The organism is Streptomyces argenteolus, from assembly GCF_042902585.1.
Classification (GTDB): Bacteria; Actinomycetota; Actinomycetes; order Streptomycetales; family Streptomycetaceae; genus Streptomyces; species Streptomyces argenteolus.
This window is the reverse complement of sequence record NZ_JBIBEG010000003.1, coordinates 350,373-367,162: the sequence shown is the minus strand read 5'-3', so window position 1 is coordinate 367,162 and position 16,790 is coordinate 350,373. Positions and strand designations below refer to the sequence as shown.

Below are 16,790 nucleotides of genomic sequence, written 5' to 3'. Positions count from 1 at the left end.
CGCGACCTCGGCGGCGGGGCTGAGGCGCTCTGCGACGGGCCGTCCGTGTGCGGGATCCGGGCGGTCCCTGCCCACCCCGTGCGGGTGCCGGCCGGTGGAGCCGCCGAGATCCCGGTCGTGCTCCTGGGCCCGCCGTCGCGCTTTCGTCGCGAGGGCGGGCCCAGGTCCATCGGGTCAGGCGGGGTGGACGGGCGTTCCTGCTCGCCGGACCCGCAGACCTTCGGCCCCGCCGCGTACGACGAGATCGGCCCCGGTGCCGCCCCGGACGCCGCCCTCCTCGCCAGCCTCGGCTGCGGCAACCCGAGCGCCGTCGCCGAACTGCGCGAGGGCGAGACGGTCCTCGACCTCGGCTCCGGCGGCGGCCTGGACGTCATCCTCAGCGCCCGGCGCGTCGGCCCCGACGGCCGCGTCTTCGGCCTGGACTTCCTGGAGGAGATGCTCGCCCTTGCCGCCCCAACGTCGCCGACGCGGAGATCGACAACGTCGTCCTCCTCAAGGGAACGATCGAGTCCATCCCGCTGCCCGCCGACACCGTCGACGTGATCATCTAGCCGGGGCCGGAGCCGCACGCTCCGGCCCCGGCCCGCGCCGTGGTACCCGCCCGCGTCCCCTCGCGGTCGCGGCCGGCCGGTCACGCTGCCGACGACACGACCGGTCCGCGCTTCGCCGGGGCGGAGCGATCCCTGTGGCCGCCCAGGATCGCGGGGTCCCGAACGTCACTCGAAGGGGAGGCCGCCGAGGAGTACGCCCGCTGGTTTCCGATCCTGGGCAGACCCCACACGCATCCGCGTGATGCGGCTCCTGAGCTGTCGGCCGGGCCCACGCCGGTGGGGGAGACCGTCGCCCCTCGGCTCAGCCGGCCGACGCCCCCAAGCGCCTGACGATCCTTCATGACGTCCACTCCCTGACGAGGCGGTGGCATCCAGTACGTCAGCGCCCCCGCCGGATCACGCGGGCACCCGGACGCAGCCGAGCTCCCTCATCGGCGCCATGACCCGCTCCTGCCGGACAGCGGGTTCCAGCGAAAGCCCTCCCCGGCACGGCCTCAGGCAGCTCGTGGGATCGCCGGTTCATGCGGTGAGGAGCGCGGTTCAGCCGGCAACGAGTCTCGTTGCCGGCTGAACCGCGTTCGCTCGTGGCAGTGGAGGGAAGTGCCAGCTCCCGCCCGTCAGGTCCGCCAACGCGACGGGCAGAAGCTGGTGTTCATGGGGAAGCCGGCCGCAGAAGAACCACCGCGAGGTCGAGCGTCCGGTCGCAGCGATCGCCCCGGTCAGCGGGGTCGCGCCTCCTGCTTCGCGTCGATCTCGGCGACCAGCCCCTCGATCAGGCCCCTGATCTCGTCGCGGATCGGACGGACGGCCTCGACACCCTGGCCGGCCGGATCCTCCAGGGCCCAGTCGAGATACCGCTTGCCGGGGAAGACCGGGCAGGTGTCGCCGCAGCCCATGGTGATGACGTAGTCGGACGCCTGCACGGCCTCGGTGGTCAGCACCTTCGGCTGCCGGCCGGAGATGTCGACGCCGACCTCGGCCATGGCCTCGACGGCGGCCGGGTTGACCCGGTCGCCGGGAATCGAACCGGCGGAGCGGACCTCGACGCGGTCGCCGGCCAGGTGGCGCAGGAATCCGGCGGCCATCTGGGAGCGGCCCGCGTTGTGGACGCAGACGAAGAGCACGGAGGCGAGCGGAGCGGTGGTCATGGGATCTTCCTTGGCGGCAAGAGGTCAGCCCCGGCTGGTATCAGCAGCGAGTGATGTGACAGTATCAGTCCATGATGACGTCAGTCGATACTGATCTGATCCGGGTTCTGGCCGATCCGCTCAGGCTCCGGATCGTGACCCTGCTCGCCCACGAGACCCTCTGCACCACCCACCTCGTCGAGGAGACGGGCGCCAGGCAGACGAACCTCTCCAACCACCTGCGCGTGCTGCGCGAGGCCGGCGTGGTGGAGACCGAGCCCTGTGGCCGCTTCACGTACTACCGCCTGAAGCCGGACGTCATCGCCCAGCTCGCCGGCCAGTTCGCAGACCTGGCGGAGTGCGCCCGTACCGCTGCTCAGAACAAGAGGGCCTGTCCGTGACTCCCACTCGTGTCCTCGCTCCGGCGGACTCCGTCGTCGCCGCGAAGCTGTCGACGCTCGACCGCTTCCTCGCCGTCTGGATCCTCCTCGCCATGGGCCTCGGTCTCGGGCTCGGGCGGCTGGTCCCCGGCCTGGACGACGCGCTGGCCGCGGTCGAGATCGGTGGCATCTCGCTGCCCATCGCCGTCGGCCTGCTGGTCATGATGTACCCGGTCCTCGCGAAGGTCCGGTACGACAGGTTCGACGCCGTCACCGGCGACAAGAAGCTCATGGTCTCGTCGCTCGTCGTCAACTGGATCCTCGGTCCGGCGCTCATGTTCGCCCTCGCCTGGATCTTCCTGCCGGACCTGCCCGAGTACCGCACCGGCCTGATCATCGTCGGCCTGGCACGCTGCATCGCCATGGTGATCATCTGGAACGACCTCGCCTGCGGCGACCGAGAGGCCGCCGCGGTCCTCGTCGCACTGAACTCGGTCTTCCAGGTCGCCGCCTTCGGCGTTCTGGGCTGGTTCTACCTTGACCTGCTACCCGGATGGCTCGGCCTGGGCGAGGGCGAGAAGCTCGACGTCTCCATGGGGAAGATCGCCCTGAACGTCGTCGTCTTCCTCGGTGTCCCGCTGATCGCCGGCTTCCTCACCCGCAGGATCGGTGAGCGGCGGATGGGCCGGGAGTCGTACGAGACGGCGTTCCTGCCGAGGATCGGACCGTGGGCGCTCTACGGTCTGCTCTTCACGATCGTCATCCTCTTCGCCCTCCAGGGGAAGACCATCACCTCGCAGCCCTCGGACGTCGCCAGGATCGCCCTCCCGCTCCTCGTCTACTTCGCGGTCACGTGGTTCGGCACCTTCGCGCTCGGCAAGGCCATCGGCCTCGCCTACGACCGCACGGCGACGCTCGCCTTCACCGCTGCCGGGAACAATTTCGAACTCGCCATCGCCGTCGCCATCGCCACCTTCGGTGTCACCTCCGGCCAGGCACTCTCCGGAGTCGTCGGGCCTCTCATCGAGGTCCCGGTCCTGGTCGCGCTCGTCCACGTGTCGCTGGCCTGGCGCAAGAAGTTCGCCGCCGCCCAGCGGTAGCCACTCCGCACTGCGCGCCTCGCCCTCCACCGGGGCGAGGCGCAGCCGGAAGAAGGGAAGCCGAGGAAATGAGCCGGGCGCTCGACGTCGTCGTGATCGGCGCCGGCCAGTCGGGACTCGCCGCCGGATACCACCTGCGCCGTCTCGGTGGCCTCGACTTCGCCGTCCTGGACGCCGAGCCCGCGCCGGGCGGGGCCTGGCAACACGCGTGGGACTCGCTGCGCCTCTTCTCCCCGGCCGCGTACTCGTCCCTGCCCGGTCGCCTCATGCCGCCGCAGCAGGAGGAGACGTACCCCGACGCCCCGCACGTCGTCGACTACCTGACCGACTACGAGTGACGGTACGAGCTCCCCGTGCACCGGCCCGTGCGCGTCGAGGCGGTCCGCCGCGACGGCGCGTACCTGCGCGTCGAGACGGCCTCCGGTGTTCGGAGCGCCCGCGCCGTCATCAGCGCCACCGGAACGTGGTCACGGCCGTTCCTCCCCGCTGTGCCGGGGCGCGCCTCCTTTCGGGGGCGGCAGCTCCACACCGTCCACTACCGCACTCCCGGTGAGTTCGCCGGGATGCGGGTCATCGTCGTCGGGGGTGGGAACTCCGGAGCGCAGGTCGCCGCCGATCTCGCGTACGACACCGAACTCACCTGGGTCACCCGGCGACCCGCGCGGTTCCTGGCCGACGACATCGACGGCCGTGCACTCTTCGACCACGGCGCCACCGGCGCCGGTTTGGCGGTCGCGGCCGCCCACGTGGCGGCGGGGCTCACCCCCGACACCGCGGCGAAGGCGCGGAGGACGGCAGCCATCAGGTTCCTCCACCCCGGGATGGCCGGGCGCGGCGATGCGGTCATGCGTCGTCCTTGCCTCGGAGCGCTCCCGCGGAAGGGGTGCGCACGGTGTACGTCAGCGGGTACGGCGACGCTCCTGCGGCGTCGGAGGTCGCCGCAGGAGCGTGGGTGGGGGAGTGGGGAGAAGTACCGGGTCAGAGCAGGGACAGCGTGACGAGACCGATGCCCACGCTGCCGAGAAGGCCCACGCCGAGGTAGAAGGCGAAGACCTTGGTCTTCACGACGCTCTTGACGGCCACCATGGCGGGAATCGTCGTGATGGCCCCGCCGAGGAGGAAGGTGACGCCCGCCGCCGCGACCATGCCCTGGTCCAGGAGGCCCTCGACGACCGGGATGGCGCCGACGCCGTTGAGGTAGAGCGGGACGCTGATGAGCCCGGCGACCAGGACGGAGAGGGCGCCGTCCGTGCCGAGGATGCCCGAGACGACGTCGGTGGGCACGTAGCGGACGATCAGGGCCTCCAGGACGATGGCCAGGAGCAGCCACTTACCGAGGATCAGCGAGTCGCTGACGATCTCCTTGAGGATCTCGCCGGCGCGGAGGTTCTTGATGTCGCGCCGCACGAGGACGCGCCAGGGGGTGCCGTCGTCCTCCGCGTCGTTCCGCGCGGCGGTGGAGCAGTCACCGGCCGCGGACTCGGGCTCCTGGGAGGAACCACCACAGCCACCCGCGGAGCCACTACCGCCTCCGACGGCCACGGTCTCGGGTGCGGGCGCCTTCGCGGCGGAGCAGGCCGGCTCCGGCACGGCCACCGTCTCCTGCCCGCAGCTCTTCGCGGGTGCCTTCTCCTCCGTCGAGTCGAGCAGCGGATCGGCGAACCGTCCACGCCGTTCGAGCGCGAGGACGACGAGACCCGCGCCGAAGCTCAGTACCAGGGCGCCGATGAGGCGTGCGGTGGCGAGGGGGATGCCGAGCTGTGCGGCGGAGAGCGCGTAGATCTCCGGGTCCATGGACGGAGAGGCGATCCAGAACGACATGACCGCCGAGAGGGGGACGCCGGCGATCAGGAAGCGGCGGATCAGCGGGATCACGGTGAAGGAGCAGAAAGGGCTGAACGCTCCGACGGCCGTCACGATGGCGATGCCGAGGACGCCCCTGCGCCCGTGGGCGAAGCTGCGGCGCGCGACCACGTCGATCGACAGACGCTGTACGGCGATCCCCAGAACGATGGCGACCAGGAACCACGGGAGATAGTGCAGCACCTCGAACACGATGAACCGGCCGAGGGCCAGCAATTCGTCCACAGGTGAACCTCTCTGAGACGGTGACACATAGGGGAGCGGCGCCGTGAACCCACGGACGGGAGACGCGGCGACCCGCGTGGGGAGGCTCGAGCGCCATCCCCTTCTATCGAAGATCGATGATAGACGATTAAAGAGGGCGGCGGAAATGGGACCGGAAGCGGCTCGTCGCCCCGAAGGGATCCGTCCCGCTTCGTCGACGACGATTGCCCGAAACGGGGCTTGTTTCCAGGTCGTACCTGTGCGGAGGGGCCTCGTGTGGCATGCAGGCGGTCACTCATGCCGACGGTCCCGCTCTTACGTGAGGCGTCGATCGGTCCGGCCGGGTCCTCCGAGGCCCGTCCCCAGTTGGGGCGAACCTTGCCGTCACGGCTGGTTATCGAATAACATCGATGGATCATGAGCGGTACGATGAATGCCCAGCTGATCGACCGAACCACGGCCGAGTCCTACGCGACCTGGTTCAAGGCCCTCTCCGATCCCACCCGCGTGCAGATCCTCAACCTCCTCGCCCTGGCGACCGCGCCGATGAGTGTCGGAGAGATCGTGGACCGGATGGGCGTCGGACAGTCGACGGTGTCCCACCACCTGAAGCTGCTCGCCGACGTACGGTTCGTCCTGCGCGAGCGTCAGGGGACCTCCATGCTCTACTCCATCAACGTCGCCTGTGTGGCCTGCTTTCCCAGTGCTGCCGACGCCGTCATGGGCCGCCCCGCGGCCTCGGCGTGAGGGCCGGCCCCTTGACCGAGCCGACCCCGCACCTGTCGCGTGTGACCGTCGCCGCCTGCTGCCCACCCCTCGTGACCGCCGCGCTGTCCGAAGGTGACGCCGAGATCATGGCGGCGATGTTCAAGGCGCTGGCCGATCCGGTCCGGCTCCGTCTCCTGTCCAGAGTGGCATCGCACCCCAACGGCGAGGCGTGCGTCTGAGACATAGCCGATGTCGGCGTCTCCCAGCCCACGGTCAGCCACCACCTGAAGAAGCTCCGGGAGGCGGGCCTCCTCACCTCCGAGCGGCGCGGCACCTGGGTGTACTACCGCCCGGCGCCCGGTGTCCTGGCCTCGCTGGGCGCGTTTCTCGCCGACACCGAGGGGGCCGGCAAGGAAGGCCTCTCTCTGGCGACCCGGGCCTCCTGACGTCCGGCGCCGCCGCCCCTGCCCACAGGGAGCGGCGGCGCCGTTTCTCTTGTGGCGCGACCGTCTGCATGCATCCGGTCGCCCATGCTCGGCTGCGTCAGCCGAGGTGCGGGCTGCGACGCTCCACGAGAACGGTGTCGCGCCGGACGCCGTGGTGACCGTCGACGCCGCTCTCCGGTGCCGATGACCTGGACGCCCGTACGGAGGTGGAGGCTGGCGGAGTTCTCCGGGGAGGTACCGGACCGTACGGTCCGGACCCCGGCCGCCACGGTGGAGTCGACGAGCGCCTTCGATCGTGCCGAACGACGCCCTGTCCTCGCGCGTCGGGGCGCGCGGAGGCGGAGTGGTCAATGGCACCGACGTGCGCGCACCGGCCGGAGACCTTCGCTGCTGCCGGCACCCGGCCGGCCTCGTCGAGCGCGGCGCATTCGTGCTCGGGCGGCTGATCCGGCCCTCGGGTGGAGTCTTCCGGACGCGGGTGGGAGTCCCGCGTTCGGGCAGTGGTCCGAGGCTGGGCGAAGCTCCAGGCGGACGCACTGCGCGCGGGTGCTCCTGCGCCGTCAGGCCGAGGCGGCCTTGGTGAGCAGGGCTCCCATGGCCGCGAGGACGCTGGGCTCGACGCGGTAGTACACCCAGGTGCCGCGCCGTTCCGAGGAGAGGAGCCCGGCTTCCTTCAGCTTCTTCAGGTGGTGGGAGACCGTGGGCTGGGAGACGCCGACGTCGGAGATGTCGCAGACGCATGCCTCACCCCCTTCGTGCGAGGCGACGGAGGAGAAGAGCCGCAGACGGACCGGATCGCCCAGGGCCTTGAACATCACAGCGGTCCGTTCGGCCTCCTCGGCGGTGAGAGGCCGCTCGTTCAGTGGCGGGCAGCAGGGCGCCGTCTCGGGCTCGAGTACCGGCAGCACCTTCACGTTCGACATGTATCTATGTTGACACACGTCGAACCAACTCTTCCGTGCGCCCGATGGATTCGATGAATGTCTATGTTGACGCTCATCAAATCAAGTGCCATCCTGGAGATGCAAGAGATCGACAAACGTCGAATCAAAAGGGGAAGAGTCGTGAACCTCACCGCCACCGACCAGCTGCCCGTCGTGGTCATCGGCGCCGGACCCGCCGGCCTGGCCGCTGCCGCGCACCTCGCCGACCGAGGCCTGGAAGCCTTGGTGCTCGAAGCCGGCACGCAGGCGGGAGCAGCGGTCCGGGAGTGGTCGCACGTGCGGCTCTTCTCCGCCTGGGGCGAGCTCGTCGACCCGGTCGCCGAGAAGCTCCTGGCCCCGACCGGCTGGGTGAAGCCCGACGCGGACACCTGTCCGACCGGAGGGGACTGGGCGACCGCCTACCTACAGCCGCTCGCGGAGGTCCTCGGCGACAGGATCCGGTTCGACGCCCGGGTCACCGGCGTCTCCCGCGTGGGACGCGACCGTGTCGTCGACGGCGACCGCGAGAAGCAGCCCTTCACCGTGCACATCCGGAGGGGCGACGGGCGCGAGGAGCGCGTCCTCGCCCGAGCGGTCCTCGATGCCTCCGGGACGTGGTCCACTCCGAGCCCGGCGGGCGGCGACGGGCTCCCGGCCCTCGGCGAGCACGCGGCGCGGGAGCGGATCTCCTACCGGGTACCCGACCTCAACGACCCCGTGGTGCGCGCCCGTCACGCAGGCAGACGCACCGCCGTCATCGGCTCCGGCGCCTCGGCCTTCACGGCGCTCGCCTCGCTCGCTACCCTCGCGAAGTCCACGGACGGCGCGGGCACCCACGCCACATGGATCCTGCGGCGCGGTATCTCGGGCACCACCTTCGGAGGGGGCGGCGCCGACCAGCTCCCCGCCCGCGGAGCCCTCGGCCTCGCGGCCAAGGCCGCGGTCGACGAGGGACACGCGGATGCCGTCACCGGTTTCCGTACGGACCGGATCGAGCGGGACGGCGAGCGCCTGGCCCTGGTCGCCGAGGACGGCCGGCGGCTCGAACCCGTCGACGAGCTCATCGTCCTGACCGGTTTCCGCCCCGATCTGACCTTCCTCGGCGAAGTGCGTCTGGGCCTCGACGAGCGACTCCAGGCGCCCGTCGGGCTGGCCCCGCTCATCGACCCGAACCAGCACTCCTGCGGCACCGTCCACCCGCACGGAGTGAAGGAGCTGGCACACCCGGAGGAGGGCGTGTACCTGGTCGGGATGAAGTCCTACGGCCGCGCTCCGTCCTTCCTGGCCCTCACCGGCCATGAACAGGTCCGGTCGGTCGTCGCCGCCGTCGCCGGGGACCGCGAGTCCGCCGAGCGCGTCGAGCTCGTGCTCCCCGAGACCGGGGTCTGCGGCGGCGCCGGCCTCTTCGACCAGCCCGCCGAGACCACGACCGACGGCGACGGCTGCTGCGCGACGCCGGCGGCGCTCCTGATCGGCGTAGGAGCCCCGGCCCCCTCGGGTGGCTGCTGACCCTGTCCCATCCGACCCATCCACCCACCCGCAGCTGGAGGAACGATGCCCCGCATACAGCTCGCCCTGCGCGTTCCCGACCTGGCGGCATCCGTCGCCTTCTACACGAAGCTCTTCGGCACCGAACCGGCCAAGCTCCGTGAGGGCTACGCCAACTTCGCCCTCGCGGAACCGCCGCTCAAGCTCGTCCTCATCGAAGGCACTGAGAACGAGGACACCCGTCTGGACCACCTCGGTGTGGAGGTCGCCAGCACCGAGGCGGTCCACGCGGCCACCGCCCGCCTGGGCGCGGAGGGCCTGGCGCCGACGGAGGAGAACGACACCGTCTGTTGTCACGCCCTCCAGGACAAAGTGTGGGTTCACGGCCCCGGCCGCGAACCGTGGGAGGTCTACGTCGTCAAGGCCGATGCCGACACCCTGACCAAGCAGCAGGGCAGCACCTGCTGCGCCGGCCCGACCCTCACCACCGACAGCGAGGCGCGGGAACCGGCCACCGCCGGAGGATGCTGCTGACCTCTCGACGACCGAACCTTCACGCCCGCGGGGCCGCGACCGGAGCTGGGGACCGGTCGCGGCCTCGTGCCGTCCTGCCCGCGCTTCGCGCGACCCGGATCACCGGCTGGGGCACCGTCCGGAACGCGACTGCACCGGGACCTCTGGGGCCCGGCGGGACCGAGGCCGGCCGTACCGGAGCGTGGCCCGTGAAGGCAGCCCCGCTCCGGTACTTGCCAGCACGTCAGACGCGCGCCACGTCAGACGCGCGCCACGTCGAGCGCGTCGAGGAGCCGGTCGATGTCCTCGTCGCTCGTGTACGGCGCGAGACCGACGCGTACGCCGCCCTCGTCACCGAGGCCGAGCCGCCGGGACGCCTCCAGTGCGTAGAACGACCCGGCGGGGGCGTCCACTCCGCGCTCGGCGAGGAGCCGGGAGACCTCGCCCGGCTGCTTCCCGGCCACCGTGAACAGGGTGGTCGGGGTGCGCCGCGCCGCCCGGGAGTACACCGTGACGCCGTCCAGCGACGCAAGGCCCTTCTCGATGCGGGCGCTCAGCCGGTCCTCGTGTGCGGTGAGCGCCGTGAACGCGCGGATCAGAGCCTGCCGGCGGCTCCCGGCGCCGGGGGTGAGACCGGCGAGGAAGTCCACGGCCGCCGTCGCCCCGGCCAGCAGTTCGTAGGGCAGCGTGCCCAGTTCGAAACGCTCGGGCACGGCGTCGCTGGAGGGCAGGAGCTTGTCCGGCCGCAGGCTGAGGAGCAGTTCCCGGCGGCCCGTCAGCACACCGAGATGCGGTCCGAGGAATTTGTACGGCGAGCAGACCAGGGTGTCCGCGCCGAGACCGGCCACGTCGACGGTGGCGTGCGAGGCGTAGTGCACCGCGTCGACGTGGAGGAGCGCGCCGGCCTGGTGCACCAGGTCCGCGACGGCGGGTATGTCCGGGCAGGTGCCGATGAGGTTGGAGGCGGCCGTGACGGCGACCAGCCGGGTGCGCGCGGACAGCACGGCCTCGATGTGCTCGGTGCCCAGCTCGCCCGTGGCGGGGTCGAAGTCGGCCATGCGGACGGTGGCGCCCACCGCTTCCGCCGCCTGCACCCAGGGCCGGATGTTCGAGTCGTGGTCGAGCCGGCAGACCACGACCTCGTCACCCGGGCCCCAGTCCTTGGCCATGGTGCGCGCCAGGTCGTAGACGAGCTGCGTGGCGCTGCGGCCGAACACCACGGACTCCGGCTCCGAACCGAGCAGATCGGCCAGAGCCTGCCGCGCGCCGACGACGATCGCCTCGGCGTTCCGGGCGCCCTCCGTGAGCGCCCCCCGGTTGGCGAGCGGACGGGTGAGGGACTCGCTGATGGCGTCGATCACCTGCTGAGGCGTCTGCGTGCCACCGGGGGCGTCGAAACGGGCAGTGCCCGCCTTCAGCGCGGGGAAGCAGGAACGGATCGCCTGCACATCGAGGGTGGCGCCGGTCTCGTTGGTCTCACTGCTCAAGGGGCACTCCGAAGAAGGACGGGGCGGGCGGGCGGAGCGGCGGCGATCAGCTGACGCGCTCCTTCGCCCTGGGCGGCAGGCAGCTGACACGGCTCGGGCGTACCCCGAGCCGCACCAGGGACTCCAGGCTCATTCTCGGCCGGAAAGCCACGCCTTTCGAGGACTATGTCGTGCGGACAGCGGTGGCTGGGAAGTGGCAGGGGTGAGGCATGTGCGCTGAATCGTACGAGATGCGAGGTGCTCGCCTTCCCCCGCGGTGGCCGACGGGTCGGCCTTGCTCCGCATCAAGCCTGAGGCCGGCCGGCTCGTGGAGGCGGGGCGGCGGCCGTCTTCTTCCCCTGCTGCGCAACGTGAGGTCCTCGACCACCACCCCACCGCCCACATCCTCCTGCTCGATGCCGACCCCCGACTGAACGACGTGCCCGGAACCCACGTCAAGAACATCGTCGACCCGATTGTCGGGGTGACGGGGTGACGATGATCACGAGCTCTCTCGAGAGGAGTGCTGCGTAGGCTTTGAGGGTCGTGGGGCGGAGGTCGGGAAGCGGGCGGGAGCCGTCCGTCGCTGCCTGATGATGCGACAGTGAAGTCAGCACGTGGTCATCATGAGTCCTGAGAAACCTCGGGCCAACTGCTTGGACCTGCGACTCGTTGTAGACTGCGAAAACAGCACTTGACCTGCAAAAACGCAGGCAGGGAGCCTATGTTCAGGAGTGCCTCAATGATACGGACGATGTTCAAGGGGCCTCCCCCTGAGTGGTGGACACGCTGATACTGGATCTGCTTGATCCGGAGGAAGCGAGAAGACCGCCGATGGCGATGAAGGACTACTCGGACGAGTTCAAGGCCGATGCCGTGGCCCTGTTCGAGTCCACACCCGGGGCGACCTACAAAAGCATCGCCACTGACCTGGGCATCAACAGGAACACCCTGCGGAACTGGGTGCTGCGGGGCCGTGAACGCCGCAGCGCCGGCCCGGCCGCGGTCCGGGACACCAGGCCGGCGACCCGGGCCCCTCAGACGACCCCGTCCTCGGAACCGGACGAGAGGATCCGGCAGCTGGAGGCCAGGGTCGCCGAGCTCGAGGCAAGTGAGCGCAAGTTCGCGACCGAACGGGACATCCTGCGCAAGGCGGCCAAGTATTTCGCCGGGGAGACGAACTGGAAGCGGCTCCTCACCAGTTCGGCTCGGCAAAGAACAGTGGCTCTTTGCTCGCGTGCATGAGGTAGCCCCCGCAGCCGTCGAATTTTATGTGCAGCCGCCGTCGGCGTGGGACGCCGTCCTCACAACGCGAGTGCACGGGCACTTCCGTATGTTCGGGCTCGCGTCCCTCTATGGTTCGCAGGCAGCTCGGGAAATGAGCAGTCTCCGGTACATCCTCAAACGCAAGGCCCCGTCAATGGTCGGCGATCACCTCCGGGACGAAGCCGCAGGATTGGCCGAGGAAGACCCGAACCTGTGGCGAGCTGCGATGTATCAGGCGCTGGCCAGCAGCTCCTGGTACATCGATGGTGGCTTCGTTTTGGAGTAACCGTGCACGAGATGGGTCTGCCAAGCCGTGCCCGCGGTGCCATCCCAGTAGTGTCCAGGGCATGGATTCGGAATGACCTGCTGGCGTGCACGCCAGATGCGCGATCGACTTGCCTGGAGTGCGTGCGGCGGTTGTATGGTCCTGACAAGTGCATCGGACGGTGCACGGTGACCCGCATCGACCGCTTCACCAGCGCAAGCAGATGGTCACTGATAGCCCAACGGAGACGCCCTCCGGTGGACAGCCGGTGGACAGACGCCTTTGGACGAGTCAGCACGAGGCTGCACGAGGAAACCTGTCGCACATGGTCTGATCAGGGAAAACGTCACCATGCGGGACCGGGTGGCACCACCCGGCACGATCGCTCTCGGTCTCGTAATGCGTAGGTCTCGCGTTCGAATCCCGAAGGCGGCTCAACGGTGAACCCCAGGTCAGGCTTCTGACCTGGGGTTTCCTGTTGGGGATGACCTTGGGATCCTGCCAAATCGGGTACCGCTCGTCTGTGCATGTAATGCGCAGGTCTCAGTTGTGTTCTCGCTGGCGCCTAGCTCCGGCAAGGTTCTGACCTGCTGCCTGGTGCAGTTCAGCCCTTCGGTCGCCGCGAAGTCACTTGCTCCGGTGGACAGCCGGTGGACAAGCGTGCTTGACGCTGCGTTCGGGGAACGCTTTCCGAGGGGATGGGAGGCTCCGGGGGCCTGCGGTGGGGCAGCTGGCCGGAGTCCTTCTCGCGCTGGCCCGACATTTGGAAGAACCCCCCGAGTAACAGTTTCCGTCGCTGTTCAATCGCCAAGGCAGGGATGAGGAGTCGCTGCCGCTGACAGGCCGGCGATCTCTCCTTCACCTCACCCGCGCGGGGATCAGGCGTCGGCGGTGGATGTAGGGAGCGGTGTGGCGGAGAAGACTGAGTCCGGGTCGACTGCGGACTTCACGGCGAGCAGGCGTTCGGTGTTCGGCCCGTAGGAGTTCGCTACCTGGTCGGGGGTCTCCGGCCCCAGGAAGTTCACGTAGCCACCCGGCAGTGAGAACGTTTCCAGGGCTGCGTGAGTCTCTTCCAGCCAGCGCAGGTGCGAGGACCTGTCTTCGCCACCGCCTGTGTGGTTCTTGTTCTCGCCGTTCTCCCACATGGAGATCAGCTCGACCATGAGGTGTGGTTCGCGTCGGCCGAAAGCCGTTGAACCGAGAGTTGGGCGGGTGGCTGCGCCGTGGAACTGGTGCCACACGATTGCGGAGAACGGTGAGGTGAACTCCCGGGCGGCCCGGTCCAGGACGGTTGCGATGGAGCCCGTTACGCTCTGGACGGTCCGTGTGCGGATCGCGCCCGTGCGTCCCGGGGGGAACATGGCGTCCGTCGCTGCCAGCGTTGCGGAACGGGCGACCGGTCCGATCTCGGCGAGCACGGGTGTACCGAGTCCGGCCAGCGTGCGTACCGGCCCGTTCTGGGCGTTGCCCGCCTCAAGGTTCCCCGACCAGGTCGGCGCGACGTAGACCGTCGGCTTGCCATCCGGGCCGGGAAGGAACCCCACGTCTACCGTCAGCTCGTCGGGACTGTCCTGAAGGATCCCGCCGAGGTCGGCCAGTATGCCGGCGCTCTGGTCGATCGGGTACAGGATGGTTCCCGAGATGACGGTCGGTACGGGGTGCAGGCGGATCCGTGCCGAGGTCACGACGCCGAAGTTGCCGCCGCCGCCGCGCAACGCCCAGAAGAGGTCCGGGTGGTGTTCGGCGTCGGTGTTCACTCGTGAGCCGTCGGCCAGGACGACCTCGGCGCTGAGCAGGTTGTCGGCTGCGAGCCCGAATTGGCCCAGGAGGGGACCGTAGCCGCCGCCGAGCGTGAGGCCGACCATGCCGACGGAGCCCGCCGTTCCGGTGACGGCGGTCAGGCCCGCCCGCTCGGCGGCTGAGACCACGTCCGAAGAGAGAGCCCCGCCGCCGACCGTCGCGTAACCGTGGGTGACGTCGACCTGCACGTCAGTCATCTCGGTCAGATCGAGGACCAGCCCACCAGGACGGAACGCCCGGCCCCAGAAGTCGTGACCCCCGCCACGCACGGAGAGTGGCACTCCATGGTTGCGGGAAGCGCGTACTGCCGCCTGCACGTCAGCGCTGCTCGCGCACCGCACGACGACCGAAGGGCGGACATCGACCGCTGCGTTGAACAGCGCCACGGCTCGCGTGTACTCCGGTCCGCCAGTGAGCACACGGTCCGCAGGAATACGGGACCGCAGCTCGGCCAGGAAGGAGGTATCGGCTGTTTCGTGGGCGTCGGTACGGGACTGCATGGTCACTCCTGTGTGTCGCTCATCGGGTGCGGCTGTCGAGGGCGTGGTGTGGATGTGGTGGCCGGGTCGGTTCGGTGGCGCTCTGCCCGTTCGGCGAGGGCGTCCCGGGCGTTTCGAACCGCCGGATGGCCGACGGTGTGTCTGGGACGGTGCTCGGTGCCCTGCACGCGTCAGGAGGAGGGCGCGCCGGGTTCGGTGCACTGCTGGGCGAGGACGGCGACCATGTCGGGCAGCAGAACGGCCATGGGGTCGTGGGTCAGCTCCGTCATGCGTAGGCGCCCTCCGCAGGTGGCGACACCCAGGACGTGTTCACCGGCCAGTTGGGTGGTCTGCGCCGGTCCCCACAGAGCGGTGAGACGGGCGTGGCCGTGTGCAGGCGCCTCGACCACTCCGAGATTGGTGATCTGGATGTCGGCGGCGGTGACCGCGGTCATCATCGCCTCGGCCTCCTCGGGGGTGGTCGGCGGCTGATGGGCCAGCGCCTGCGAACCGGCTTTGAGCAACCCGGGTGTCCGCTCGTGTTGCAGAGCCTGGTGATGATGCTGGGCCAGCTTCCAGAAATCGTCGGCCTGGGATGCCTCGCTGACTGTCCGCGCTCCGGCGAAGCGGTTGGCGACGGCGTCGGGCAGACCCGTGGCACGGCGCAGGTCGACCGGGCTCAGCACCCTCACCCGGGTGCGGCCCGCGCGGTGGAAGACCGTGCCGGCGGCAGCGCACAGTGCGGCGTGCACGGACACGCCCTCCGCGCGGGAGCGGGCCACGAGGCGTGTGGTCAGACCGCGTTGCAGGGCCAAGGCGGAGACGTGCGGTGCCCGTCCCGAGAATGGGGTCAGCTCGCCGGGTGGGTTCATCAGCTCGTCCTGGGGCGGCCCTACGGGAGGCGTCGCCGCGTCGAGGGCCTGCAGGAGGGCCTCTTGGGAGGGCGGCACATCCCGCCCCGGGGTCGGCCGGCCGCCCTCCTCGTCGCCGTCGAGGGCGGCGACGAGATCCGCCACCACCCGCGTGCCGCCGGTGCCGTCGGTGATCTGGTGGGCGAAGGTCAGCACGATGATGCTGCCGGTCTCCGCGGGAATAAGGATGGTCCGCATGAGCGGGCCGGGCTCCGGCGCGATGGGGCGCGTCTGCTCACCAGCGACGACCGCCTGCCAGGGCGTTCCCTCGGTGGCTGTCTCGATCCTGATCGGGCCCTCTGCCCAGCGGTACCGGGCCTGGGGGGCTCGGCGGTCGACCGAGACGCGGAGCAGCGGGTGTCGTGCCTGCACCTTCTTCAGCGCCCGTGCCAGCGTCCGCTCACAGACCGTACGGTCGATCTCGGCGACCAGGGAGAACTGGACAGGGTTTCGGTGCATGTAGAGATCGATGGTCCGCTCGAAGGCTCCGAGTTCCCGCACCGTCTCTGTTTGCGTGTGGCTGATCGACATGAGGCTCCTTCCTCGCTGATGTGATTGCTTGCTACCTGGACGCATCCTGACGAGGGGGGAGTTCGGCCTCGTGCTGAGCGATGGTCGGGACCGGTCGGCTGTCCACCAGACGTTTGGACGTTGCACGGAAAGCCCAGGCGACGACCAGTGCGGCGACCACGGTGAGGGGGGTGCCCATGGCGATCTTCGCGAATGCCAGCCAGCCCGTGGCGTCGTGCAGGTAGAGCCATTGCTTGACCACGAACCGGGCGCCGAGGACGCTTGCCGCTGCGAGCGTGGCTATGTCGTGTGCCCGCAGAACCTGACGGTCCGCGCGCCAGGCGTGCGCGCGACCGTGCAGGAGGTTCCACGCCACACCGGTCAGGGGGCGGCGAAGGAGGACCGAACCGAAGGTGGCGAGGAATCCTGCGAAGGCCACCCAGATGCCCAGCAGGAAGAAGTCCTTGGCGGATCCGGTGAGTGCGACGATGCCTGCCGCGACCAGAACACCGGTCAGGCTGCCCGAAGCGGCGAGAAGACGTTCCCCACGCACCAGCCGGGCCACGGTGAGCACCGCACCGGTTGCTACCGCCGCGATCACGGCTGCCTTCGTCGACAGCAAGGCGAGTGCGATCACGAACACCACGACCGGGACGGTCGAGTAGACGAAGCCCACGATTCCGCCCATGGACTCGAGCATGGGTGAACCCGGGGCGGGGGGCGGCGCGCTTGTGTTGCCGCGGTCGTGAGTTGGGGAGGGGGCGTGCTCGCCTTCGAGTTGGGTCATCGG

General features: G+C 69.8%; 15 protein-coding genes and 2 pseudogenes. 10 read left to right on the top strand and 7 right to left on the bottom strand.

What is annotated here, in order from left to right; all coding sequences use genetic code 11:
* Nucleotides 1-84: 84 nt before the first annotated feature.
* Complete coding sequence (locus ACFY8O_RS14215) at nt 85-543, top strand: methyltransferase domain-containing protein (protein ID WP_387901788.1); 459 nt, start codon at nt 85-87, stop codon at nt 541-543.
* A gap of 727 nt (nt 544-1,270) precedes the next feature.
* On the opposite strand, the gene ACFY8O_RS14210 is transcribed toward ACFY8O_RS14215, so the two are convergent.
* Nucleotides 1,271-1,699 (bottom strand): arsenate reductase ArsC, encoded by a 429-nt coding sequence (locus ACFY8O_RS14210; protein ID WP_145805407.1) that lies wholly within the window; start codon nt 1,697-1,699, stop codon nt 1,271-1,273.
* Between the two features lie 71 nt (nt 1,700-1,770).
* Here ACFY8O_RS14210 and ACFY8O_RS14205 point away from each other — a divergent pair, with 71 nt between their 5' ends.
* The 3 genes and pseudogenes from ACFY8O_RS14205 to ACFY8O_RS14195 form a co-directional block, all read left to right on the top strand.
* Entirely contained in the window at nt 1,771-2,079 is a 309-nt protein-coding gene (locus ACFY8O_RS14205) for an ArsR/SmtB family transcription factor (protein WP_145805405.1), read from the top strand.
* Complete coding sequence (arsB, locus tag ACFY8O_RS14200) at nt 2,076-3,158, top strand: ACR3 family arsenite efflux transporter (protein ID WP_387901785.1); 1,083 nt, start codon at nt 2,076-2,078, stop codon at nt 3,156-3,158. Before ACFY8O_RS14205 ends, arsB begins: the two co-directional genes overlap by 4 nt.
* 68 nt (nt 3,159-3,226) lie before the next feature.
* Nucleotides 3,227-3,862, top strand: a pseudogene (locus ACFY8O_RS14195) (FAD-dependent oxidoreductase); the annotation flags it as partial.
* Between the two features lie 274 nt (nt 3,863-4,136).
* On the opposite strand, the gene ACFY8O_RS14190 reads toward ACFY8O_RS14195, so the two are convergent.
* Entirely contained in the window at nt 4,137-5,246 is a 1,110-nt protein-coding gene (locus tag ACFY8O_RS14190) for a permease (RefSeq protein WP_387901783.1), read from the bottom strand.
* Between the two features lie 396 nt (nt 5,247-5,642).
* Between ACFY8O_RS14190 and ACFY8O_RS14185 the strand changes: the two genes are divergently transcribed.
* Entirely contained in the window at nt 5,643-5,972 is a 330-nt protein-coding gene (locus ACFY8O_RS14185) for an ArsR/SmtB family transcription factor (protein ID WP_387901780.1), read from the top strand.
* An 11-nt stretch (nt 5,973-5,983) separates the two neighbouring features.
* Nucleotides 5,984-6,379 (top strand): annotated as a pseudogene (locus ACFY8O_RS14180) (ArsR/SmtB family transcription factor).
* A 560-nt stretch (nt 6,380-6,939) separates the two neighbouring features.
* Here ACFY8O_RS14180 and ACFY8O_RS14175 read toward each other — a convergent pair.
* On the bottom strand, nt 6,940-7,302 hold the full coding sequence (locus ACFY8O_RS14175; RefSeq protein ID WP_145805383.1) for an ArsR/SmtB family transcription factor: 363 nt from the start codon (nt 7,300-7,302) through the stop codon (nt 6,940-6,942).
* Between the two features lie 141 nt (nt 7,303-7,443).
* On the opposite strand from ACFY8O_RS14175, the gene ACFY8O_RS14170 reads away from it, so the two are divergent.
* Both ACFY8O_RS14170 and ACFY8O_RS14165 read left to right on the top strand, forming a co-directional pair.
* On the top strand, nt 7,444-8,811 hold the full coding sequence (locus tag ACFY8O_RS14170) for an NAD(P)-binding domain-containing protein (RefSeq protein ID WP_387901777.1): 1,368 nt from the start codon (nt 7,444-7,446) through the stop codon (nt 8,809-8,811).
* Nucleotides 8,812-8,856: 45 nt separating this feature from the next.
* Nucleotides 8,857-9,324, top strand: coding sequence for an ArsI/CadI family heavy metal resistance metalloenzyme (locus ACFY8O_RS14165; protein ID WP_387901775.1), 468 nt, complete (start codon nt 8,857-8,859; stop codon nt 9,322-9,324).
* Nucleotides 9,325-9,563: 239 nt separating this feature from the next.
* Here the strand turns inward: ACFY8O_RS14165 and ACFY8O_RS14160 are convergent, their stop codons facing one another.
* Nucleotides 9,564-10,790 carry a cysteine desulfurase-like protein gene (locus ACFY8O_RS14160; RefSeq protein WP_387901772.1) on the bottom strand — a complete coding sequence of 409 codons (1,227 nt, stop codon included), beginning with the start codon at nt 10,788-10,790 and terminating at the stop codon, nt 9,564-9,566.
* 274 nt (nt 10,791-11,064) lie between these two features.
* Between ACFY8O_RS14160 and ACFY8O_RS14155 the strand changes: the two genes are divergently transcribed.
* A complete protein-coding gene (locus ACFY8O_RS14155) occupies nt 11,065-11,265 on the top strand; it encodes a hypothetical protein (RefSeq protein WP_387901769.1) in 201 nt (66 codons plus the stop codon).
* A 338-nt stretch (nt 11,266-11,603) separates the two neighbouring features.
* The gene (locus ACFY8O_RS14150; RefSeq protein ID WP_387901767.1) at nt 11,604-12,014 is read left to right on the top strand and encodes a transposase; all 411 of its coding nucleotides are present in this window, start codon (nt 11,604-11,606) and stop codon (nt 12,012-12,014) included.
* A 1,164-nt stretch (nt 12,015-13,178) separates the two neighbouring features.
* On the opposite strand, the gene ACFY8O_RS14145 is transcribed toward ACFY8O_RS14150, so the two are convergent.
* The 3 genes from ACFY8O_RS14145 to ACFY8O_RS14135 form a co-directional block, all read right to left on the bottom strand.
* Nucleotides 13,179-14,600 (bottom strand): FAD-binding oxidoreductase, encoded by a 1,422-nt coding sequence (locus ACFY8O_RS14145; RefSeq protein ID WP_387901765.1) that lies wholly within the window; start codon nt 14,598-14,600, stop codon nt 13,179-13,181.
* Between the two features lie 170 nt (nt 14,601-14,770).
* Nucleotides 14,771-16,021, bottom strand: coding sequence for a phthiocerol/phthiodiolone dimycocerosyl transferase family protein (locus ACFY8O_RS14140; protein WP_387901762.1), 1,251 nt, complete (start codon nt 16,019-16,021; stop codon nt 14,771-14,773).
* A gap of 31 nt (nt 16,022-16,052) precedes the next feature.
* Nucleotides 16,053-16,688: a DUF3159 domain-containing protein gene (locus ACFY8O_RS14135; RefSeq protein ID WP_387901760.1), complete on the bottom strand. Its 636-nt coding sequence runs from the start codon at nt 16,686-16,688 to the stop codon at nt 16,053-16,055.
* Nucleotides 16,689-16,790 lie beyond the last annotated feature (102 nt).